This window comes from Xenorhabdus khoisanae (assembly GCF_001037465.1).
GTDB lineage: Bacteria > Pseudomonadota > Gammaproteobacteria > Enterobacterales > Enterobacteriaceae > Xenorhabdus > Xenorhabdus khoisanae.
Window position 1 is genome coordinate 19626 of sequence record NZ_LFCV01000002.1, and the last position, 24052, is coordinate 43677.

Here is a 24052-nt window from a genome sequence, read left to right on the forward strand (position 1 = left end):
ACATGACTATCAGGGTGGCGATTAACGGCTTTGGGAGAATAGGGCGCAGTGTCTTGCGTGCTATTTACGAATCCGGGCGTCGGGCTGAAATTTCAGTGATCGCTATTAATGAATTGGCAGATGCGGAAGGCATTGCTCATTTATTGAAATACGATTCCAGTCATGGGCGTTTTGCATGGGATATACGCCTGAATAATGATTTATTGCAAGTAGGAGATGACAGTATTCGGCTGTTTCATCAGCAGGATATTTCAGCTTTACCGTGGAAAAAACTGGGCATTGATATCGTGCTTGACTGTACGGGTAAGTATGGTGAGCGGGCAGATGGAGAAGCTCATATTGCCAGTGGCGCCAGAAAAGTTCTGTTTTCTCACCCGGGAGGAAATGACTTGGATGCAACCGTGGTATATGGTGTCAATCACCATTCATTGGTTGCGGAAGATTGTATTGTTTCCAATGCATCCTGTACAACAAACTGCATCATTCCCGTCATCAAAGTGTTGGATGATGCGTTCAATATTGAATCTGGCACGGTGACAACCATCCATGCGTCGATGAATGATCAGCCAGTGATTGATGCGTATCACCGTGATTTACGTCGAACCCGGGCGGCCAGCCAATCCATCATTCCTGTTGATACAAAATTGGCGGCGGGCATCACTCGTATTTTCCCCAAATTCAGTGATCGGTTTGAGGCGATTTCGGTACGAGTGCCCACGATTAACGTGACAGCTATTGACTTAAGCGTGACAGTCCTCGCCGCAGTGAAAGTTGGCGAAGTGAACCGGCTCCTGCAAAAATCAGCTCTCAGAGAGTTTCGTGGTATAGTGGATTACACTGATTTGCCGTTAGTTTCAACGGATTTTAACCACGATCCCCACAGTGCCATTGTTGATGGTACACAAACGAGGGTCAGCGGTAATCACCTAATCAAAACCCTTGTATGGTGTGATAATGAATGGGGCTTTGCTAATCGCATGATTGACACGGCGCTGGCAATGGCTGCAACCGGTTTCAAATAATCATTTGCTATGCCACAAGCGGTACATAGCAGAAGATTGAGTAATTTTATAAAGAATCAATGAGAGGATTCACCATGTCTGTAATTAAGATGACTGATTTAGATCTGGCGGGTAAACGCGTATTGATCCGTGCTGATCTGAATGTGCCTGTAAAAGATGGCAAAGTGACTTCTGATGCGCGTATCCGTGCGTCTTTGCCGACGATTGAGGCTGCGTTAAATCAGGGAGCCAAAGTCATGGTTACTTCTCACCTGGGACGCCCGACTGAAGGAGAATACAACGAAGAGTTCTCACTGAAACCTGTCGTTGATTACCTGAAAGACGCAATTTCTTCTCCTGTTCGTTTGGAAAAAGAGTATCTGAATGGTGTTGAAGTGTCGGAAGGCGAATTAGTTGTTCTGGAAAACGTTCGCTTCAACAAAGGTGAGAAAAAAGACGACGAAACATTATCGAAGCACTATGCAGCACTGTGTGATGTGTATGTCATGGACGCTTTTGGTACAGCTCACCGTGCTCAGGCATCAACTCATGGCGTGGCTAAATTTGCCCCAATCGCCTGTGCTGGCCCGCTGCTGTCTGGTGAACTGGAAGCATTGGGTAAAGCGCTGCATAACCCAGCTCGCCCAATGGTGGCGATTGTGGGTGGTTCAAAAGTCTCAACCAAACTGACTGTGCTGGATTCACTGTCCAAAATTGCTGATCAACTGATCGTGGGTGGCGGTATTGCCAATACTTTTGTTGCCGCAGAAGGGCATAATGTTGGTCGTTCACTGTACGAAGATGATTTGATCCCAGAAGCGAAAAAACTGCTGGAAAGCTGTGATATTCCGGTTCCTACTGATGTTCGTGTTGCGACTGAATTTTCTGAAACCGCAGAAGCGACGCTGAAATCGACCAGTGAAATTAAAGACGAAGAACAAATCCTTGATTTGGGCGATGCATCTGCTGAACGTCTGGCCGAAATCCTGAAAGATGCCAAAACCATTCTGTGGAATGGCCCTGTGGGTGTTTTTGAATTCCCTAACTTCCGTAAAGGAACCGAAATTGTTGCCCGCGCGATTGCTGAGAGTGATGCTTTCTCTATCGCAGGTGGTGGTGATACTTTGGCAGCAATCGACCTGTTCGAAATTGCTGACAAGATCTCTTACATATCTACTGGTGGTGGAGCTTTCCTTGAATTTGTTGAAGGCAAAAAGCTGCCAGCCGTTGTGATGCTGGAAGAACGTGCTAAAAGTAACTAAGTTGTGCTAGCAGGCAGTGTTTGCTGCCTGTTCAATATCAATACAGGACCACGTAACATGTCTAAAATTTTTGATTTCGTAAAACCGGGTGTCATCACTGGTGATGATGTTCAAAAAGTCTTTGCCGTCGCTAAAGAAAACAATTTCGCATTACCAGCGGTTAACTGTGTCGGTACTGATTCCATCAACGCAGTGTTAGAAACGGCGGCAAAAGTACGTGCTCCGGTCATTATCCAGTTTTCCAACGGCGGTGCGTCTTTCGTGGCCGGCAAGGGGCTGAAAGCAGAAGGCCAGCAAGCAGCAATTATCGGTGCTATTTCTGGTGCTCACCACGTTCACCAGATGGCGGAACATTACGGTGTGCCTGTGATCCTGCATACCGACCATTGCGCACGTAAATTGCTGCCATGGATCGATGGCCTGCTGGACGCAGGTGAGAAACATTATGCGCAAACTGGCAAGCCACTGTTCTCTTCCCATATGATCGATCTGTCAGAAGAATCTCTGGAAGAAAACATTGAGATTTGCAGCCAATATCTGGCACGCATGGCGAAAATCGACATGACGCTGGAAATCGAACTGGGTTGTACTGGCGGTGAAGAAGATGGTGTTGATAACAGCCATCTGGACAGCTCTTCCCTGTACACTCAGCCAGAAGACGTGGCTTACGCGTATGAGAAACTGAATGCCATCAGCCCACGTTTCACTATCGCGGCCTCTTTCGGTAACGTTCACGGTGTATACAAACCCGGTAACGTCAAACTGACACCAAAAATCCTGCGCAACTCACAGGATTACGTTTCTGAGCAATTCAACCTGCCACACAACAGTCTGGATTTCGTCTTCCACGGTGGTTCCGGTTCTACCGCAGAAGAGATTCAGGAAGCAGTCAGCTACGGTGTAGTAAAAATGAATATCGATACCGATACCCAGTGGGCAACTTGGGAAGGTATTCTGAACTACTACAAAAAGAACGAAGGCTACCTGCAAGGCCAGTTGGGTAACCCGGAAGGTGCGGACAAACCTAACAAGAAATTCTATGATCCCCGCGTTTGGTTGCGTGCGGCTCAGACTTCCATGATTGTTCGTCTGGAACAGGCTTTTAAAGAGCTGAATGCGGTTGATGTGCTGTAATAGGCATGTAAATTAGCATCGTAGTCGATAGTAATGAACTGCACCTGATTTTGAGGTGCAGTTCAGTTCAATAAAGTTAGCTTTTGGGTTGCAGTTCTATCCGCTTGGTATGAGTAACACGGCTTAACTGAGAAAAGTTTGTTTCGACACTTGTACTGAACCAACCTGTCTTTATTTTTGCAATCCCCGGACTATTAATTATTTCAGTGAATATTCAGAATAATATTGTTTAGGTTTTGTCACATGGCTTATCTCTCTCATGCCATTATAAAAGATCGTTTTCGTTTTTAAGACACCCCATCGTAGGGTGTCTAATTCAGATGTAAATTGATTTAAAACTAGGTTGATGAACTTGGTTGTTTATCTATTTTTCTATAACCAATGATATTGGCATTAAAGATATCTAATGCAGCACCTTTTCCAAGCTGGGTGGTAATTTGGGGTGTTGACTCTCCTTCTTTTTTGAAGAGGGCATGTTGTTTTGCCCAGTCACCTTCTAATGTGCTCATTTTCTGCATACCCGGGAAAATTTTTTCAGCGCCTTGGTTTTGTGCTATACCAATAACCTGAATTTCTGCTAACGTTCCCGGTTTTAATGTAAATTGGACAGTCACCCCTTGATATTTTGATGAATAAGCTAATGCGGGTGATATTGAGGTTTCTGTTGTTGCGCTCGGCTTTCTTGTTTTTTGCAATATATTGAAATGATCTTGCGATATTGTTCTGAAGAGTATCTCATTACCAGCAACATCACGTTCCAGAACAGGAGATAAACTTTTTTTGCTTCCTTTGGCTGGAACGCCAATTAGCTCTATATACCCTTCACTGACTCCATGACCTGAAAAACTCTCTTCATCATAGGCGACGAGAGTAGGAAGCCTGCCTTTGATCTTTTCCCTAACGACATCAGCAGTTTGAGAAAGTGTCCTTGAATATCCAGAAGGAGTTGCTTTCCTTTTCAATCCCTTGAGCATTTCCTCAGTCTTTTCAAAGGCTGTTGCACTGGCTAACCCTCTTAATTCTCTAATCCCACCGAGATATTCCACAACATCCTGAGATTCATATCGTTTTGAACCCGCCGCCACCCTGCGTGCTAATTCTTTTAAAGAGTCTATTTTTTGAACGCTTGCATCGTTTGGTGCTTGTCCATCGGGATCAAATAAAGATATGGGATTATTCCTCACCATCCGATACAAATTCAACCCATCAACCGTTCCCGCAGGATCAGCACTTAACCATCTCCCCACCCATGGTTGATAATAACGATGGTCGTAATAATACAAGCCTGATACGGGGATCAGTTACACCATTGGCTTCGGCGCGGTGATAACCCATCTCCCGAATGGTGAGACTGCGGTTGTCGAGTACATTGACGGCCGGTGTTTTTTTATAAAGCGCAGGGTTAAAACTGCTCATCGAAAATTTCCTCTCTGAAATTGCTCATTCTTGCTTGATAAGCCCCCTGAGCGGGGGCTGTAGTGATTAGAATTGATCGTTAAAAACGAACGAATTCATTAATCCAGAATGGTATAGCGGATATGCAGGATAATATCGTTTAAAGTTTGTAACATGGCTTGCTGTCTGGTGGTCGCATTCGGGAAGCTTAAAATAAGTGCGCCCTTATCATCTATCGCAATGCCTTCAAACGGCAAGAACTTACCATCATTGAAATCTAGCTGGAATTGACCGCTGTCATTCATTCCACGGGAAATAGCCAACGCTTTACAGCCACGAGCCAGTCTGTTGTTATCACCGCCATAGGATAGGACAGCCTGAACATCCTGATAAGGGCCTAACAATGCAGGCAAAGTGACACTGATCTGCTTGATGCGACGAACTGTGCCAAGCGATGCAGGGTAATCTTCGCTGATTTTTAAATCGGCTAAAGAGATGGAGGCTTGCAGAGAAGTTTTGGTATCGGTTCCTGTGCCAAACGTCAGAGAGTTGAGTCCGTCACCCGCACTGCCTTTACCTTCTTTCACCAGTTCTGCCACTTTCGTTGCCAGATTGAAGCTCTTGCTGGATAAATCTGCGTATACCTCAGCAAGGGACACCGTGCGTTCTACTTCCAGCGCCCTTTGGTCTTGTTTCAAATGAGCATCTTCCATCTGTGCCAGATTCAGCATCAGGGATTCGCCAACCATCAAGCCCGCATAAGTGCCCTGCCAGGCTCCGGATTTAATAAAGCGGGCAGATTCATCGTTAGTTTCCCAACGATAGGCCATTTCCGCCATCAGACAGCGGGTCATCGCCAAATCATAGAATTGGAAATAAATGGCGGCCAATCGACCTCTCAGCCAATTATAGAGCGCCTGATTGCTGAATTTGCGTTGCAGGAAGGCCAGTTGTGCCTGTGTCTGTTCTTGCTGGGTTTTCAGGCTGCCTTTTTGCAGAACAGCCGCTTCACGGCGTATTGCCAGTGAGTTAAATTGCGCTTCGATCTGTTTCAGCTCGGCTTCCGCATTATTGCGTTGGATCTCCCATTCCTGGCGGCGGCGGCGATAAGCTTCCGACTGGCTGATTTTGTCTGCTTCGGTATTCATCACATTGGCTGAAAATTCCATTACATAACCCGTTGCTTCTGCAATGGCTCCCCAACGGCTACCTCCCGCAGCAAAACCGAAAATATTCGGCACCAGATCGGCCGCTGCACCTGCCAGACGAGCCGCCTGAACAGCCGTTGTCATGCCGGATGCCGTTGCCCGTAGTGTCATTGCCCGATCTTCTCCGGCATTGATATTCTCGTCATACAGTTTGCTGTAACTGTCATAGCGGGATTGCACACCCGCACGGGATTTTTCCAGTACCGCTTTTTCAGCATCCAGCTCTTCAATGGTTTTGTCCTGAATACTGATATTGGTCAATATCAGTTCTGCCGCCTGGTTTTGCAGCAGGGCATTCAGTGCCTCGGCATCCTGTCGTTCAATGATGCTTTGCAAAGTCGATCCGAATTGCATCAGTTGACCGACCATACTGCGTGCATTTTCCAACATTTGTGGGAAACGCCAGAGCGGGATGGAGACTTGAGGAAGATTCCCGCCACCCTGTGAAGTTGCCACAGCGGCACTCAGTAGCGCTTTAGGATCAGCCGGTGTCGCGAAAATCGGCAGGGAAAGCGGTTGACCGTCAATGGAAAGATTGTGACGTAGGTTATAAAGGCGCTGAGCCAGTGTCTGCCAGTAATTCATCATGACTTCATTGACTTGCGGCAGGAACAGGTCAGTGAGGCTATTGGCAGTAATAACCTGAATTTCCTGACTTCTGACTTCATTTTGCCGCAAACGCGTCATCGCCTGTGCGTAGGCTTGTTTGGTTGTGTTATCGGCGGCTTGATCCAGACGTGGGTTAGACCAGTCGCCAGTAAGTGACAAATAAGGTTTATCTCCCAGCAGATTCAGTGCCTGTATATACCACATCTTGGCTTCATTCAGGGTATCCCGTTCCAGTTGGCGATAGGCATAATCTCCACGGGCGATCAGCAGATCCAGCGTGCGCATAAAGGTAGATACCTTATAGTGCATAGGGTCATGCTGAGCAACGGCATCAGGATCGACGGAATCCAGTGGATCGCTGTTCCAACTGGTATCTTCCAGTAATGGGCGGACGTTCCACTTATAAGTCTGAATATTACCGCCGACAATATAACCGGATGGACTCCAGACATATTTCAGCCAGCGATTGGTTTCATCGAAGTTCTGTTCATGCAGCAGACGCTGGGCAACCAGCATCGGGGTGTAGTAGAACAGTTCCCAGAAGTAGAGGGAGTTGGCGCCGCTGAAATCCATTGGTTCAGTATTAATGCCATTCAGGATATTGATATCTTCAAAATCCGTCAGAATAGAGCTGGGGTTTATCGTGATATTCCCTTTGTCATCTGTAATAAAGTGTGGCCCTTTCCAATTGTCATCTGAAGGGGATTTTTCATAGGTCATATAAACCTTAGCGATAAAACCCTCATTTAATGGCACATCATCAAGAGGGATAAACAGAGTGATACTGAGGATGGTATCGCCAAATTGTCCTGAATAAATAATATGGGAATTATTATCTACAACGTGTTTGAGATAGAGTTTGAACCCGCGTGTATCACCATGAACTGTTTGATTATAGGGTGGAATTTTGAACGTCACATAGAACCCTTTGCCCAGTTGGGGTTCCTGAATATTTTGAGTTTCCATACTGAGAATGGTATCAATACCGGTTGTTGCCCGGCTGACCAGTTGGCGGGCAAACAGCGTATTAAGGCGGATACGATAAACACCCCACTGCATATACTGGGCGCCATTATCATCATGGCATAGGGTCAGGGCGGTGCCAGAATGGACTTTGCGTGTGACAGGAATACTGAAACTTTCCCAGCCCAGTTGACGGCCATCTTCGGCCTGAGCAGTAAAGGTAACATCAATGCTGGCGGAATTATTGATAAAATTCAGTGAAGAGGTATCTATTTCCAGCTCATTGAACTGATAATACATCTCTTCAAGGCTGGGTTTTGGTTGAGAAGAGACATTTTCATCTGCGGTAAATAATTTTTCGGTCTTACCGACTTTGACAGTGACCTTAACTTTAGACGGTGATATTGTGGTATTAATTTCTTGGGCACCTCTGACATGGGTGGCAATGACTTTGTTATCTGTCATAAAAATATATTTTTTCAGATCATCAGGCCGGTTTAATTCATCTACAGCAAAATCATCCTGAATAGCTGCATTATTTTTATATAATGAACGGCTTGCATCTGGAATCAATGCTTGTACATCTGATGAAAAATTCGTATCCCGATGGAATAATAATCTTCCCTGGCTTAAGTTACTGGTATTTCCACTGTATAAATAGACAGGGTAAAACAGGAGGTTATTTGATGAATTAACAGGGTTAACGTCCAAATTTTTATAAATAATGAATTTATCACCCAGCTTGCCATATTTTTTCATCAAATTACACTGATTGCGTTGCCGGCCTTCAACTCCATTATGGATAACTCTTAATTTCGGTGACAAAAATACTTTCAGCGTATTTGAGGAAGCTTGGTATTTTATAACCGGAATGCGACCGTTAAATACCATGCTTAGATTATCATATCCCCAGCCATAATCTTTCCTACTATTCACCGATGATGGAATTTCATAATCCTCGGCATAACGATTGTTAACTCTCCTGATATTACTAGTATCAAACTGGACATAACTATTATCCCGATAAACATTACTCTGGGTTGTTTCCATATCTCTGGCAGACATATCAGAAAAGATATATAACCCCTGCATGGAAGCAGACTTATATGTATTTATGTCGTCCTCTTTTTTATAAAACATCACCAGTAAAGTATCTTCACCTTGATAGCCGGCACAATATAATCCCGGTGCTCCTTTTTTATCTTTATCCAACGACAAGTTATTGATCTTGTCATTCACATCAAAGGTAAGTGGTGTATTCCATGTGCCATCGTAACGGATATGCGACAGTTTCAGGTCATAGCGATATTCCGTGGTGGTTTGGTTGTTACTGCCCGTTGGCTTGGTGATCTCTTTCTGTTCCAGCCAGCTAATATACAGACGGGATTTATACATCACCGGCCGGATAGTCCCCTGATAAGGATTAATCGGGCAGTCAATTTTACTCCATTCGCTCCACGCATTGGCGGCAAATTTGCCATCACCGAACTTGCTGTGATCGACACTGCGCCAGTAATACTCTCCGGCTTCGGTTTCACTGAGACCGATAAAATAGGTCAACCCTGTACTATCGTTAATATTGTCATGATAGGCACTAATGACTTCCAGATTTGCCACCTGCTCAAACGACGTCAGGTAAGACATAAAGGCATCTTCGACAATATCGGTATTGAGCTGGCTTTGGCTGATCTGCTGCAATAGGGCATCCATCATGTTGGTTTGCCCGATGCGCATGGTGGGGTCGATATAGTTTTCAGGATAGTAAGCCAGTTGAGAAACACCTGCCCATGTACTGTAGCGTTTATTGTATTTGTCCCAGTCCGTAAAGAACTGGCGGGTGATGACACCTGAATCCGCATTTTCTTCAGCGCTTTCCAGCGTCCGGTTGACATATAACTGAATGCTGGCAATCGCTTCGGCAATGCGGGTGGTTTTTATGGCGGCAGAAACCTGATTATCAATCAAGAGATACTGATAGAGGTCATCACGGCTCTGGATAGCGGCAGCCGTGCTGGCAACCTGACGGATATAATAAGTACTTAGTGCGGCACTGCGGGCTTCATCAAGGAATGTGTGTAGCGAATCGGCCTGTTGGCTATCCAGTCCTGCGGTCAATATGTTTGCTGAGGTTTCCCATTGGCTGTACGTTGGGAGCGCATTGCCGGGTATGCGTGGAATGTAGTCCAGTGCAACCAGCGCTGAAACGCCTTGTGGTGCAATGTTCAACTGTTGTGAAACACTGATCCATTGCAGGATGATATTGATGGATATCCAGTTTGAGAAGGCGTTTTCTTCTGTGACCTGATTATGCTGTTTCGCTTGAATGTAAGCTTGTGACAACAGATTGGCATCAAGCACCATTGCATCCGCCAGTTTCTCGGCCGTCAGTGTTTTTTCAGCAAATGCGGTGAGGGTGGGGGAAGCCTTGTCTCCCTGTGCATTAACCCAATCAGCAAAATGGGTCAGCATCATCAGGGAAAGGGCATCATGTGCAGGTGCGCTGCCAGCAGGGAAGCCAAAAACGTCGGGTTTGGTGACAAACAACTCGAACGCGCTTTCAGTCAATCCGCTGGAACGATAAATCAGGGCCAGTTGTGACAGGCTCTGGCAATATTGCACGGCCTCTTCCTGTGTGGTTTCAGGTTTAGGCAGATTAGGGTTATGTTGATACTGTAGCCACGCCCAGAATTTTTGCGCCGTCATTTTTCCTGTGCCGGGTTGTAGCTTATCTGCCCAGAGAAGAACGGAATAGGCAATATTTTCAGAAGGTAATTGCAGAGTCGCTGCAATATAAGGTGACATCGCTTTCAGCAGGTCACCTTGTGTTGAGTCAAAACCTTGCAGGCCATTATAAACCGTATCCAACAGATTCCGGATCTCCGGTGTCAGTGTCTGATCATAACGGGTTGTGGTCATCATGAATAATTGATAAACCTGCCATTGTCTGGCTTTTAGCCATTTGGTTACAGCATCAAGCTTATTTATCAGTTTTGAGAGATCGTCATCCTGAATGCCGGATAAACTTTGGGTTTCTCCAATGGCAACCAGCAGCAAATCCAGTTCATCAATACTTAGCTGGTGGGTTTCAGCCAACAGTCGGGCAAGATAGAGAGAGGACAGGTTTTCCAGACTGTTTATCATATACCCATCTTTATTATCGCGATGGCTTATCTGCAACAGGCGGTAAAGTGAAATATCATCAGCACTGAATGCACGTTTGAGCACAGCTTTGTGCCAGTCATCGGCACTGCCCGGATTGAGGTTAAGTTTTTCTCCATCTGTGGAGAAACTTTGTCCATTCAGTGGTGGGGTATTGAACAGACGATCAAATTGGCTTATCTGATCATCGGTAGTGCGTTGTGAAATGGTGGCATTACAGAGTATCAATGCAGTTTCAGCATCAATTTTATAATGCTGCATATAATAGATGACTGAAAAGATCTTCCCCAGAGCTTGCGCATCAATATCCAATTCTCCATTAACGCTCAGGACGATATTTTCCAGAATCGTAGGGGGTAATCCTGTAGCACGGAAAAGGCGAATGGCTTTATTGAGTTTTAGCAGGAACGAGTATTGATTATATTCTTCAATAGAAAATCTTGCCGCAGTATGGACAAAATTATCATTAGGCAGCACTCTTCTTAAGTAAATTTGGAAAGGTTGACGGATATCATCATTACTTAGAGTAATTTCAGCAGAATATTTAATATTTTTCTGGGGTGCTCCGGGAATACGCGTAAGCTCTTTTGAATGATTAAGCCGAATGGCGAGATATTCAGAATTCCAGAAATCCTTGAAGTTATAAGTTAGATTGTATTTATCTCCTTTGGAGATAAATAATCCTGCCTCATTGAGCTGACTGGTATTAACAGTATATTCGCGAGTAATCCGATAAACTTTAATCGATCCATCGCTTTGTGGTACTGGGGTGATAAGCTGATTATTAAGGTATTTTGTTTGCCCGAAATTACTGGCTGTTCCAATAAATAAACGGACTTCATCATCACTGAGATTGTAATATTTTTTTAAATAAGCCGGCGTGGACATTAATGCCGGATCAACTTCACCGAAGTTCTTTTTATAGAGTTCTTCGGCATTTTCTTCTGTGATCTCTTCCGTCAAAATATTAAACAATTCCGGTGATACGGATGCATTAATACCCAGCAGGGAAGCCGGATTCATCAACCCGACAACATTTGGCGCCGCACGAAGCTGCTCAAGAGTTGGATCTTGTAACTGAATCACCTTATGGACATTTTCATAAGCATCATGGTAAGGGGTGGCGCCAGAGAGGCGGAAAGTTGACAACATTTCCATGACCTTGGATTGGCTATCCAACCCGGTTTTGGCTTTAATCCCTTCCAGCAACAATTCATTAGAAAGTGAAAGCGTGGAAATTTCACTATCCATATTGCTCTGACTCAATGCCATTGACTGTAAATCCGGGCGGCGTTTATCCAGATGATAAACTGAACTTTCTGCATGTAACTGACGTGTTTCACGGTAAAGCTCGGTCAGATAGGCGGCTGGTGAGAACATAGACGAAACCGCGCCCGGAGCCACATATTGGCTGGCCCGATTACCAAACTCGTCATTATAGCCACGTAATTCAGCATGAGGAACAGTAATAGCAAGGTGTACGGCATTTTGTAGCTGAGGATTGGCACGCTTGAGGATCTTCGTTTCGTACAGCTTGTTCTCTTTTTGCTCTTGCTGTGCCTTGTCATAAAGGCGGCGCGTTTCTGACCAATTAAGGTGTTCACTGACTTGCTGACGGAATTCATTAAATGAGTAATGACAAATATCAGTCAGGCAGCTAAAACCACACTGACTTTTCAATACCTCAGGAAGTTCAGACGCATTTGTATCCATATCGATTCCTTTTAAATTGGAAGAGAGATTCTTGCAACTATGGTGGTAATAATAAAAATTTATGGTGGTAGTAATAAAAAAGATGTGTTTTCGGTTAAAAAATAAGCAAGGATTAAAATGTGTTAATTGTTAATTATTTAAATTAATCGTGGCTTTTATGTTGTTCTTGGAATACTTAATTACACATTCACCAGGAGTAATTGTTTGTGAATGAGGGACATAAATCAATAACAAAATTTGAAAGCTATTTTGATCGAATGATATTTATCAGTCTGGAGTTGATATCAGGATTTAGAATATAACGCTGATTTAATGAATTAAGATGCGAAAAATAAAGTTAAATTCAATATCCTTATGGTAAATAACTGCAAATATTAAATAAGTAAAAATGATGACTGTTCTCTATTTTCTGTCTGATTGAATAATATGCTAAGCCCCCTGTGAGGGGGCTGTATTGATTGAAAATATTGTCAAAAGAGAATGAGCGACTAAAGAATCGTGTAGCGAATACGCAGGATAATATCGTTTAAAGTTTGTAACATAGCTTGCTGTCTGGTGGTCGCATTCGGGAAGCTTAAAATAAGTGCGCCCTTATCATCTATCGCAATGCCTTCAAACGGCAAGAATTTACCATCATTGAAATCTAACTGGAATTGACCGCTGTCATTTGCTTAATAAACTTAACTTTAACTTTAACTTTAACTTTAACTTTAACTTTAACTTTAACTTTAACTTTAACTTCAACCTTATCAGGTGAAATGCTGGTCTTGATTTCTTTGAAACCAGCGGGAGGATTAACTGTGGTATCCACATTAATATCAGTGGCAATACCTTTAGAATCCGTCATTAAGATATAATGTTTAAAATCATCAGGGCTATTCTTCTCATCCTCAATAAAATCATATCCGATAGCGGCGTTAGGCTTAGACAATTCACGCTTCGCGTCGGGAATCTTTTCCTCTACATTTGATGAGTAATCCGTATCACGGTAAAACAGTAATCTGCCTTTATTTCATTGACTGATATTCCGGCTATATTGATAAACGGGATAAAACAGGAGATCTTTAGATGAGTGACTCAGATTAACTTTGAGATTGTCATAAATAATGAAATTATCCCCTAATTTACTCTGGCTCAATATCAGCGACTGCAAATCCGGGCGGCGTTTATCCAGATGATAAGCTGAGTCTTTCCCATGTAACTGATGTGACTCGCGATACAGTTCAGTCAGATAAGCCGCCGGAGAAAACATGGAGGAAACCGCGCCCGGAGCCACATATCGGGCAGCCCGATTGCCGAATTCATCATTATAGCCACGTAACTCTGCGTGGGACACAGTGATGGCAAGGTATAAGGCATTTTGTAGCTGGAGTTGGCCCGTTTAAGCAGTCTGGCTTCATATAACCGGTTTTCTTTTTGTGCCTGCTGTGCACTACGGTAAAGATGTTGCGTCTCTGACCAGGAAAGGTGCCCGCTGACTTGCTGGCGGAATTCATCAAAGGAATAATGACAAATATCAGTTAAGCAGTTGAAACCGCACTGACTTTTCAATACATCAGGAAGTTCAGTTGTATATGTATCCATATCGATTCCTTTTAAATTGAAAGAGAATATTCATCGTGATGATGACGGGATACTAAAAAAGTATTTTTGCAGTTAAAAAAGAGATAAATTTAATGATTGGTAATTTTTTTATTTAACTAAACAGTGTTTTTTATGTCGCGGTTAAAACATCGTTTTCTATAATTGATTGTTTTTTAATGGCGGCTATAAAGCAATAATAAAATTTGGTACCTATCTTAATGGCATAAAGTTTATCAAATTGTTTTTGGGATCAGTTTGAGAGTAAGTTATTAGATTAATAGGTTAACGTATAAAAAAGAAAGAAAGGAATAGGAAGGGCGTGTCATAAATATTAAATAAAGAAGGAAAAATGATATTTTATTTTTCACTGATTATGTGGAAAAACAATTTCCGCTCGTAATATTAATGAATCAGCGAGCGGAAATGTGCTTAAGCCGGCAGAATTAGTCGATTACGCCTTCACTTCGTCTTTCATAATACGGTTCAACCACGGCACCATAAAGGCCATAATGATGGCTACAACCAACGTAGCAACACCGATTTTACCAAATACGCCAGTATAAAGTGGTAGGGTTTGCAGTGGGTCATTGACGCCTTCTGGTGCGGCAGTGAAGGCTGCTACATAACTTCCCAATACTGACGCTGCCGCTTGTGACAGGAACCACATGCCCAAAATGAAGCCAGTTAAATAGCTGGGAACAAAGGTTGCCACCATAGCCAGCCCCAAGGCGCTAATCATTAATTCTCCTACGCTCTGGAACAGATACACCAGCACGATAAACCACGGAGATGTAATGCCATTCTCATCGGCAAATAAGCCAGACGCTGCGGCGGTCAGGAAGCCCAGAGAGCACAGGAACATGCCGACAGTGAATTTCGTTGGCATCGAAAAATCTTTACCTTTGGCTCCCAGTCGAGTGTACAGCATGGCCAAAATAGGGCTGACAACGATGATCCAGAATGGGTTTAGTGCCTGGAAACTGATGGGATTGACATTAAAGCCTAAAATTTGGTGGTGGACGTTATTGATCGCAAAGAAGTTGAGGGAAGTCGGCATCTGGCTATACAGGATAAAGAACACAATAGCCTGAAGCATCAGAATAAATGCCACGAACATTTTATTACGGGCGACTTTGTCTTGTTTGAATGCCTGCCAGAAGAAAATCACGACAACAATGGTAGAAATCGCCATGAGGGCAATATTGGCAATTTTGATGTTGTGCAGTAACCATGCACAGATGCCAATCATCGCCACTGCACCAACCAGCACTAAAAACAGAGTCATATAATTCATCGGTGCATGGTCGGGGTCTGAACCGATGTTATGTACCATGCGGCGGCAGGCAATATAAACCAGCAGGGCGATAATCAGGCCAATACCACAGATATTATAGGTGAGGGCATAACCATATTTTTCAGCAATGACGGGAGCGAGGGAGAGGGAAACCAGAGAACCGAGGTTGATGGACATATAAAATAGCGTAAATGCACCATCTAAACGCGGGTCTTGTGGCGGATAACACTTTGCCAGCAGGCTGGCAGGGTTGGCTTTGAAAAGGCCATTACCGACAGCGACGGTTCCCAGGGCATAGAAAATCAGCTCAGGTTCTATGATGGAAAGACCAATCATAAAGTAGCCGATTGCCAGTATAATAGTACCCAGAACAATTGTTCGCTTTGTCCCGAGTAAGTGATCTCCGACATAACCACCGATGGAAATCAGACCGTAAACCAGTGCAGTAAATGCACCGAAAGTAATAAATGATTCTGATTCTGAAAAACCAAGTTGCTGAACGAAGTAAACGGCAATAATGCCTTGAACGCCGTAATAACCGAATCGTTCCCACAATTCAACGAAAAAAATCATGAAAAAGGGTTTCGGTTGATCCCATAAACCGACCGGGGCGGTTTTACTCATAGTGAATGCCTCTGTTAGCTATCATTCCGATGGGCAATACATCCAGATGATTATACTGTTGTTAACATGTTTGTAACGTAATGTATCGCGTAAGTTGTGATTTTGTTTATTTATTCAGGGTGATCGTGAAGCGAGGGAGGTTAATATACTGATATAATATCTTCTCAACGGTTGATCACACTAACGCAAAAAAGTAATACCAGATTTGGCAGAATATTCACTAAATTAATATCAAAAATTATTAATAAGAGATTTGTATGTTCGTAAATGAATCGATTTGATCGTCATTTAACCTAATCTGTTTGTTTTTTGCCAGAAATGGTAGATGGAAGAATAGTAGATATGAAATTGAATCATAAATATCTATATATTAATTTTTTGTTATGTATTGGCGGTTTATTTCCGGTATTTATATTAATCTGAGTTTTGGTTAAGCCGTCACTAAGATATCCATTATCCATGCCTGTCCCTTATTAATAACAGTGTCTTTTTGGCAGGAAGTTCTGTTCTTGAAACAGGCGCTTAGTTCAATTTTTTATCCAGAATTTAGGTTATTTAATGTAACCCCGCGATCACAATCACACTTCTATTTTTCGTAAATTGAGTGATAAATAAAAGTAACTAGAATCAGAAAACAGATCATTACTGTTCTGTACTCAATCGCAGCAGATAACATTTGGCAATGATTTCCTGCGTGGTATGCAGGGGTGGCGTTGTCAGTTTTTTTCGCCTGAATAAAACTCATTGCTTTGCAGTAGAAGCTATGGAGAAAATGGGGAAACAGCATGAAGTACCAGCGACTGGCTCAGGAAATTATTGCAGGTATTGGTGGGCAAGAGAATATTGTCAGTCTTATCCACTGTGCTACACGGCTGCGATTTAAACTGCGGGATAGTACACTTGCTGAAGCCGGCAAGATAAAAGCTCTGTCAGGTGTTATGACGGTTGTTGAAAGTGGGGGCCAGTTTCAGGTAGTCATTGGTAATGAAGTGGGCGATGTTTACCAGACGATTCAACAAGTGTTGGCTCCTCCTGATAAGATGGAAGTAACAGCAGACTTCACTAACAAGAAAGACAGTCTTTTTAACCACTTCATTGATATTGTTTCCGGTATTTTCACCCCATTTCTGGGTGTCATGGCGGCGGCTGGTATTTTAAAGGGATTGCTTGCGGTTGCTATTACACTGAAATGGGTATCTCCTGAGAGTGGAACTTATCATGTCTGGTATGCAGCCAGCGATTCTTTGTTTTATTTTTTTCCTCTGTTGCTCGGTTATACAGCGGGTAAAAAATTTGGTGGCAATCCCTTTATTACAATGGGAATTGGTGGTGCATTAGTCCATCCCATGATTATCTCCTCCTTTGAAGCATCAATGGTTGGTGGGGGCACAACGGAATATTTTATGGGTATTCCACTCTCATTCCTGAATTACAGCTCTTCTGTGATCCCCATTATTTTTGCTTCCTGGATTAGCTGCAAAGTTGAAAAAAAACTGGATGCTTATCTCCCCGCTGTAATCAAAACCTTTGTGACTCCTCTTGTTTGCCTTATGTTGATTGTCCCAATAGTGTTTCTTGTTATCGGGCCAACGGCTACGTGGTTAAGCCAGTTGTTGGCTCATGGCTATCAGGCTGTCTATGAGTTTGCTCCGGCACTGGCAGGGGCGATTATGGGAGCAGTTTGGCAGATTTGTGTCATCTTTGGCCTGCACTGGGGGTTTATCCCTATTATAATCAATAATATAACTGTAACCGGTCACGATACGTTAACCCCTTTGTTGCTCCCCGCTGTGATAGGACAAACGGGGGCGGCATTTGGCGTATTCCTGCGTACCCGTGATGCTAAATTGAAAATGCTGTCGGGCTCGGCTGTGACCTCCGGTATGTTTGGTATTACTGAACCTGCGGTTTATGGCGTGACTTTGCCTTATCGACGTCCATTTATTTTTGGCTGTATTGCCGGGGCAATAGGTAGCGCGGTGATTGGTTATTACCAAAGTGCTGTCTATTCGATGGGGTTGATCAATATTTTTACTTTCACCCAGATTATTCCATCAACGGGCATCAATAATACGGTGTGGGGAGCGATTATTGGTACTGTGCTGGCTTTTGTCATCTCAACTTTATTGACATGGTTATTTGGGCTTCCGGCTTCCACCAAACTTTCCACCAACCTTTCCGCAAAAGAAAACAAAGATGAAAAATGTCATTGATCCCATTGTTCACCACGTACCCAAAGAGGAGATTCGCATGAAACAGTTCCCAGCACATTTTCTATGGGGAGGTGCAGTTGCTGCCAATCAGGTTGAAGGTGCTTATTTAACCGATGGAAAAGGGCTTTCGACATCTGATGTTCAACCACAGGGCATCATGGGGCCTGTAATTGAGCGAGAGACTGATAACACGCAGCATCTTAAAGATATTGCTATCGATTTTTATCATCGTTACCCCGAAGATATCGCTCTGTTTGCGGAAATGGGCTTTACCTGCCTGCGTACCTCTATTGCCTGGAGTCGGATTTTTCCACAAGGTGACGAAACACAGCCCAACGAAGCAGGGCTGGCATTCTATGACAATTTATTCAATGAAATGGCGAAATATGGAATTAAGCCATTGATCACGCTGTCCCATTATGAGATGCCATGGACACTGGTCAAAAAATACGGGGGATGGGGTAATCGCAAGCTGATCGACTTTTTTGAGCACTACGCCCGCACAGTTTTCACCCGTTACCAGAAAAAAGTGAAATTGTGGCTGACGTTCAATGAAATCAATATGTCACTACACGAACCATTAACGGGGGTCGGGTTGCCTAAAACCAGCACACAATCAGAAATCTATCAAGCTATTCATCATCAATTAGTTGCCAGCGCCCGTGTGGCGAAATTGTGCCATGAAATTATCCCTGACGCCAAAATTGGCAATATGTTGTTGGGGGGGCTGATGTATCCATTGACATGTAAACCCGAAGATGTGCTGGCAACTCTCCAGCAAAATCAAAAATGGCTGTTTTTCGGTGATGTACAGTGTCGAGGTGCTTATCCGGGCTATATGCTGCGCTATTTTCGCGAAAATGGTATTGAAATCACGATTACTGAACAAGATAAACATGAGATGAAAAATACGATTGATTTCATCTCATTCAGTTATTACATGAGTGGTTGTACATCGGGGGATGAATCTGAGTATCAGAAACAACAGGGAAATATCCTGAATATGATCCCGAACCCGCATCTCTCCAGTTCAGAATGGGGATGGCAGATAGATCCGGTTGGTTTGCGCACGTTACTCAATTTATTGTGGGATCGTTATCAAAAGCCCCTGTTTATTGTTGAGAATGGCTTGGGAGCCAAAGATACCGTGGAAGCTGATGGCAGTATTCAGGATGATTATCGCATTCATTATATTAATGATCATCTTGCCCAAGTCAGAGAGGCGATTGAAGATGGTGTAGATGTCATGGGATATACCAGCTGGGGGCCAATTGATCTGGTCAGTGCCTCAAAAGGCGAGATTGCCAAACGTTACGGATATATCCATGTTGACCAGAATGAGCAAGGAACAGGAACACTGGAGCGACGCCGTAAGAAGAGCTTCTACTGGTATAAACAGGTCATTGAGACGCAAGGTGGTAGTTTGAACTGAGTCTGTCTTTGTCTCTTCTTTCAAATTGATGAAGGCTCTTTGATAAAGAACCTTCATCTTAAGGGAGGCTATGCTGAGTATGATTTTGTTTCAAAAATGGTTTTATTTTAAGCCGTTATTGCCATGTTTTCATCCATTACAGGGTGAAAACCGCGCTTAAAGTAAATCAGCCCGTGGCCTTTTTCCTGAACAATGATCTGTTTTATTTCCACCAGATAAACATAATGGGTGCCGACTTCCTGCACTTGCTCAATACGTCCTTCCAGATTGGCAAGTGTCTCTTGTAGCTGCGGTTGTCCCAAAACTCCGGTGTTCCAAATATTCCACTTGAAGCGATCTTCCATACTGACACCGGTCATGCCAGCGAAATGGCGTGCCATTAGCTCTTGTTCATGATTCAGAATATTGATACACAGATTACCATTTTCCTGAAATACCGGGTTCATGGCGCTATTGCGATTAATGCACACCATTAAAGTCGGAGGCGTATCTGTCACAGAGCACACTGCCGTTGCAGTCATACCGCAGCGCCCCGCAGGGCCATCCGTGGTGATGATATTCACCGCAGCGGAAAGGCTTGCCATCGCATCTCTGAAACGCAGGCGATGTTCATTTTCTACAGACATAATAGACCTCCTGCTACTGATTTATTTCAGCAGCTTATCTAACAAGTTAATATCATGGTTATTGTGTAAATGGGGTCTGGTCCAGCCATTCAAATCATAGTCAGAGAGACAGCGATCCACCAATTCCGTCATTTTCTTCATATTGCCGGAACCATAAGCATGACGCAGACATTGCAGGCGAATTTCGTCCTGGCTGCCGGCATAATTAATTTCATATAATTCATGGCGACCGCCGAATTCACTGCCAATGGCGTCCCACATTAATTTCAAAATCTTAATTCGTTCTACATGGTCAATACCATTAGACCCACGAACATATTTCTCAAGATACTTATTAATCTCAGGATTATTCATGTCACGCACGCTGGATGGCAAATAAATCAAGCCGCTGGTGACATTACTTTCAATAATATTCTTGATTTTCGTGTAAGCCATCGGAGCCATCACGCGATAAGTCTGAATCGCTTGAGTATCCGGCAGATAAGCGCCATTTTCCCACGGCTTGGCTTCTGCCCACATGGCATCTGTCAGTGACCAGAACAGATTGCGCCATGCGACGACCTCTCCCAAATCGGCCTGAACACCGCGGAAATCCACAACACCGGTGCATTCAAGACTCTTTTGCAACAGCGCGGTAATGAAATCCAACTTAACGGCAAGACGCACACAGGCTTGCATGGGAAACAACCGGGCAAACCCGCTTTGTACCGCCCAATTACGGGCACGATCAAAATCGCGATAAATTAACACGTTTTCCCATGGAATTAATACCTTATCCATGACCAGAATGGCGTCATTTTCATCAAACCGACTGGAAAGGGGGTAGTCAAAAGGTGATCCGGTCGCTCCCGCCACCAATTCATAAGAAGCGCGAGAAATTAATTTCACGCCATCGGCATCCATGGGCGCGACAAACATCAGGGCAAAATCGGGATTATCCCCAATAACCTGTGCCGAACCAAAGCCGATGAAATTATAGTGAGTCAGTGCAGAGTTGGTGGCGACGACTTTGGCACCACTGACAATAATTCCGGCATCTGTCTCTTTTTCTATCTGAATAAAAATATCTTTGACCTGATCCGCTGGCTTATGGCGATCAATGGGGGGATTAACAATAGCATGGTTGAAATAGATGCAACTTTCCTGAATGCGTTTATACCAAATACGGGCATTATCAGCGAATTGCCCATAATATTCAGGATAAGCCCCCAATGAGCAGCAGAATGCGGCCTTATAATCGGGAGAGCGCCCCATCCAACCGTAATTTTGCCGTGACCATTCCGCAATAGCATCGCGCTGTTGGCGGATGTCATCAGAGCTGGTAGCAAAACGGAAGAATTTGTGAGTGTAGCCATCATTACCGGTATCGGTATTCCAACAGAGCGCATCATGGGTTTCCGGTGCATGGAGGGCATCGTATAGTTGACCAATTGAGGCAGCCGCATTACGGAAAGCAGGGTGCGTTGTAACATCTTTGACTCGTTCACCATAAATATAAATTTCACGGCCATCTTGAAGTGAACTCAGATACTCTTTGCTCGTGAATGGACGCTTGTGGTCGGCACGCAAATCTTCTAGTTTCATAGCTACCTCATCAGTCAAATAATCCCCCTAATTGGACTTGTTATTCATATGGGGACTAAATGTTAATTTAATGTTTTTTTCACTATCTGATTGAAGCGATTAAAAGGCTTCTCTTGAAGAGACTTTCGGAAGGTTTGCGGGTACTTTTCGGTGAATGAGAATGAATTGTTATAAAAGTGTGATCGGTTTGGTGTTTTGAAGATAGGAAATCCACATTTTAATATTGCCAATGGATTTTATGGTACCAAAGGAACGATCTAAACTCTCAACCAATGTTGGTTTCATGAGGTTGGAATAATTATTAGTTTTGATATTAATGGCTTGTTTCTGATCCTGTTACTGTCGATGCTTTTTTAGGTAAAGCAAAATATTTTTCTATTGAGTAAGCTAATACCTCTTGACGTTTGTTTTCAGGAAGAATCAGCATGGATGCACCTAATAAAAAACAAGTGATTAAAAAAGATGATACTATACTCGGTATTCCAGACAGCAACCAATAACCAAGCTTTTTAAACCAGGATTTGTTTACATGCTGATATTCACTAATGTTTTTCAATAGATTATTTTTTTCTTTTTTTATGACGTCTTGGCATTTTTTTTCTAATTTTGTTTTTTCTTTATTAAAACTTTCTTTTTGCTTCGATTCTATTTGTTCAATTAATTGATTGAGATAATCAACAGCTTTTTCTCTGTAGTCATCAATGCTATTATTTTGAATAGTTTGATCATGAAAAATAGTTAGTTCTTTTTGAATAGAATTTTCATTTTTTCCTTGATTCCTTAGGTTAGTCGCTAAAATATATTTTCTATATTTATATAAAGCGTAAGCAATAAGACCTATAGCATCTTTATTGTCCTTGACTAATACCTCGAATACCCATTTTTTGCTCAAATGCCCCTCCTTATCAGATTAGATAATCTTATCAATTATTAACATGCGATAGCGCTTTTGAAGAAATATCTTGGATATAGCGCTCTCTTGTTTTAGATATTCTCTTTTGAGATGAAAGGTAATCAATATCAAAGCTAACTGAGCGAGTAAGTTGTATTACAACAGATTTGAAGTTCTTTTTGTTTCTTTTCTTAGTATACATAAGAATATCCTTCTTATTCGTTCATGTTTTATTTTTCTGCGTAAGTTTAATCTAAATGCGGGCATAATACTATCATAAGTTCATCCGATCTTTATTGGTGATATTGAATTATTCATATACGAAATTAAATAATACAAATAAATAATTTTTTCACTTAAATTTAGAGTCTAATGAGAACAAACTTTTAGTTGAAGGTATCTTTTCATCTCCCAACTAAATTCCTCTCCCGCCAAAGACTTGGGGAACATCCCACCAGCCGATTAAAAAACCGGGCAAAGTAAGCCGGATCTTTAAACCCAAGCTGATAGGCTATTTCAAATACCGGACTGTCACTAAACAGTAATAACCACTTTGCTTCCCGCAATTGTTTGTCAAAAATCAAACGCTTTGGTGGTCGATTGGCAAACCGTCGACACATATCTTTCAGGCGAGACTCCGTAATTCCCAATTTTTCCGCGTATTCCGGTACGGCAAGATGTTGGTGATAATGTTGATCAATCAACTGGTTAAAGCGCTGGAATAGTTTTAACTCTCCCCGAACACCACCGGAATGATGATCATCAAGGGGAATACTGCGCAGCAGAAAGGTAAACAGTGACTGAGCTAAAAATGCCAGCGATTGTTCGCGCCCGGAAAATTGATTGGCAGATTCACGCCCGATCAATGCCCAATAATGATTGAATGTTTCCAGTTCGTCGGGTTTATCCGCCACAGAAAGGCAGATAGCAGGAATATCAACCAGTTCCCGATGGGTAGGATAAAGCGAATTAAGCAACGGTGTAATCAGTGCCTGACGGACGGTCAGGACATAACCGTCCGTGTCTTCCTGCGTAAAAAAAGCATGGGGAACAGAGGGGGGAGTCAGGATAAATAGCGGGGCTTGTACGGAATAGTGCTGTTCATCCAGTTGCAGTTCAATTCGCCCTGTCACCAGATAATGCAGTTGGAAAAAACCATCATGGCGATGTGCCTGCATATCACGACCAAAAAACGCCGCCATGCGGCCAAAAGTTTGGTAATGCACATCATCCGATCCCTGAGTTTCATCATAATCCTTGCTGATATCGATATTGGTGATGATAGGTTTTGTGATGTTGGATACAGACATCGATTTTTTCCTCCCGTGCCTTGTTGCTGGCCAAGATATTTTGCCCGTT

15 protein-coding genes and 3 pseudogenes are annotated in these 24052 nt (G+C 43.2%); 5 read left to right on the forward strand and 13 right to left on the reverse strand.

Annotation, left to right across the window (positions count from 1 at the left end; all coding sequences use genetic code 11):
- The first annotated feature begins 2 nt into the window (after positions 1–2).
- From epd to fbaA, 3 genes are all read left to right on the forward strand, one after another.
- Complete coding sequence (gene epd / locus AB204_RS00350) at positions 3–1022, forward strand: erythrose-4-phosphate dehydrogenase (RefSeq protein ID WP_047961411.1); 1020 nt, start codon at positions 3–5, stop codon at positions 1020–1022.
- Between the two features lie 74 nt (positions 1023–1096).
- Positions 1097–2263, forward strand: a complete 1167-nt coding sequence (gene pgk, locus AB204_RS00355) for a phosphoglycerate kinase (RefSeq protein ID WP_047961412.1) — start codon at positions 1097–1099, stop codon at positions 2261–2263.
- A 57-nt stretch (positions 2264–2320) separates the two neighbouring features.
- A complete protein-coding gene (fbaA, locus tag AB204_RS00360; RefSeq protein WP_047961413.1) occupies positions 2321–3397 on the forward strand; it encodes a class II fructose-bisphosphate aldolase in 1077 nt (358 codons plus the stop codon).
- 1133 nt (positions 3398–4530) lie between these two features.
- On the opposite strand, the pseudogene AB204_RS21045 reads toward fbaA, so the two are convergent.
- The 8 genes and pseudogenes from AB204_RS21045 to dtpB all read right to left on the reverse strand — a co-directional run.
- Positions 4531–4686, reverse strand: a pseudogene (locus AB204_RS21045) (RHS repeat-associated core domain-containing protein); the annotation flags it as partial.
- Positions 4622–4813 (reverse strand): hypothetical protein, encoded by a 192-nt coding sequence (locus AB204_RS22180; RefSeq protein WP_047961415.1) that lies wholly within the window; start codon positions 4811–4813, stop codon positions 4622–4624. The pseudogene AB204_RS21045 and the gene AB204_RS22180, both read right to left, overlap by 65 nt.
- 98 nt (positions 4814–4911) lie before the next feature.
- Positions 4912–12444, reverse strand: a complete 7533-nt coding sequence (locus AB204_RS00375) for a Tc toxin subunit A-related protein (protein ID WP_047961416.1) — start codon at positions 12442–12444, stop codon at positions 4912–4914.
- A gap of 488 nt (positions 12445–12932) precedes the next feature.
- Positions 12933–13112: pseudogene (locus AB204_RS21050) on the reverse strand (Tc toxin subunit A-related protein); the annotation flags it as partial.
- On the reverse strand, positions 13088–13375 hold the full coding sequence (locus AB204_RS22650) for a hypothetical protein (RefSeq protein WP_047961417.1): 288 nt from the start codon (positions 13373–13375) through the stop codon (positions 13088–13090). The pseudogene AB204_RS21050 and the gene AB204_RS22650, both read right to left, overlap by 25 nt.
- A gap of 81 nt (positions 13376–13456) precedes the next feature.
- Positions 13457–13780 carry a Tc toxin subunit A gene (locus AB204_RS23300; RefSeq protein WP_072061362.1) on the reverse strand — a complete coding sequence of 108 codons (324 nt, stop codon included), beginning with the start codon at positions 13778–13780 and terminating at the stop codon, positions 13457–13459.
- Positions 13672–14028 (reverse strand): hypothetical protein, encoded by a 357-nt coding sequence (locus AB204_RS23305; protein ID WP_047961419.1) that lies wholly within the window; start codon positions 14026–14028, stop codon positions 13672–13674. Before AB204_RS23305 ends, AB204_RS23300 begins: the two co-directional genes overlap by 109 nt.
- 451 nt (positions 14029–14479) lie before the next feature.
- On the reverse strand, positions 14480–15946 hold the full coding sequence (gene dtpB, locus AB204_RS00395; RefSeq protein WP_047961420.1) for a dipeptide/tripeptide permease DtpB: 1467 nt from the start codon (positions 15944–15946) through the stop codon (positions 14480–14482).
- A 785-nt stretch (positions 15947–16731) separates the two neighbouring features.
- Between dtpB and AB204_RS00400 the strand changes: the two are divergent.
- A pseudogene (locus tag AB204_RS00400) lies at positions 16732–18105 on the forward strand (PTS transporter subunit EIIC); the annotation flags it as partial.
- A gap of 91 nt (positions 18106–18196) precedes the next feature.
- Complete coding sequence (locus AB204_RS00405; RefSeq protein ID WP_047961499.1) at positions 18197–19591, forward strand: glycoside hydrolase family 1 protein; 1395 nt, start codon at positions 18197–18199, stop codon at positions 19589–19591.
- A gap of 107 nt (positions 19592–19698) precedes the next feature.
- Here AB204_RS00405 and hpaC read toward each other — a convergent pair whose 3' ends face one another.
- The 5 genes from hpaC to hpaA all read right to left on the reverse strand — a co-directional run bounded on the left by hpaC (position 19699) and on the right by hpaA (position 24003).
- Positions 19699–20217 (reverse strand): 4-hydroxyphenylacetate 3-monooxygenase, reductase component, encoded by a 519-nt coding sequence (gene hpaC / locus AB204_RS00410; protein WP_047961421.1) that lies wholly within the window; start codon positions 20215–20217, stop codon positions 19699–19701.
- Between the two features lie 21 nt (positions 20218–20238).
- Positions 20239–21801, reverse strand: coding sequence for a 4-hydroxyphenylacetate 3-monooxygenase, oxygenase component (gene hpaB / locus AB204_RS00415; protein ID WP_047961422.1), 1563 nt, complete (start codon positions 21799–21801; stop codon positions 20239–20241).
- 313 nt (positions 21802–22114) lie between these two features.
- Entirely contained in the window at positions 22115–22693 is a 579-nt protein-coding gene (locus AB204_RS23310; RefSeq protein ID WP_235428001.1) for a hypothetical protein, read from the reverse strand.
- 31 nt (positions 22694–22724) lie between these two features.
- Positions 22725–22895, reverse strand: a complete 171-nt coding sequence (locus AB204_RS22655; protein ID WP_161796530.1) for a hypothetical protein — start codon at positions 22893–22895, stop codon at positions 22725–22727.
- Positions 22896–23097: 202 nt separating this feature from the next.
- On the reverse strand, positions 23098–24003 hold the full coding sequence (gene hpaA / locus AB204_RS00425) for a 4-hydroxyphenylacetate catabolism regulatory protein HpaA (RefSeq protein WP_047961423.1): 906 nt from the start codon (positions 24001–24003) through the stop codon (positions 23098–23100).
- Positions 24004–24052 lie beyond the last annotated feature (49 nt).